This is a genomic window from Herbaspirillum sp. WGmk3 (assembly GCF_023952535.1).
Classification (GTDB): domain Bacteria; phylum Pseudomonadota; class Gammaproteobacteria; order Burkholderiales; family Burkholderiaceae_D; genus Herbaspirillum; species Herbaspirillum huttiense.
In genome coordinates this window covers 1-386 of record NZ_JAKYWT010000031.1, presented here as the reverse complement: position 1 = coordinate 386, position 386 = coordinate 1, and the positions used below count along the sequence as shown (strand labels likewise).

The following is a 386-nucleotide window of genomic DNA, read 5'->3' as shown; positions in this document are numbered from 1 at the left end:
GTACAGGCCGCTACGCTGACCAATCGGGGAGATCTTTATTCAGCTCACGATTCCGTCCAGTTGCGTGTGGCAGGACGTCTTTTCAACAGCGGCAGCATCGAAGCAAAACGGGCACTCGATGCCGAGGCGGCAGCGATTGAAAACCAGGGGCGCTTCATCGGGGAAGCGGCTCTCAACGCCAGCGCAAGCGCTGCCTTCACCAATGCTGGCACCATGGGCAGCAGGGCCGGCGCCGACTTCAAGGCTGCTACCCTCGACAATCGCGGCACGCTCAGTGCAGTCCAATCGCTGACCCTGAAAGTGACCGGCAAATTCACCAACGAAAAAAACGTCGGTGCCGGCAGCACCCTCCAGATCGATGCCGATGCACTGGACAACAGCGGCAA

General features: G+C 59.8%; 1 protein-coding gene. It reads left to right on the top strand.

Annotation, left to right across the window (positions count from 1 at the left end; all coding sequences use genetic code 11):
- Positions 1-66: 66 nt before the first annotated feature.
- On the top strand, positions 67-386 hold a 320-nt coding region (locus tag MKD49_RS25795; RefSeq protein ID WP_371925517.1), incomplete at its 3' end, for a hypothetical protein.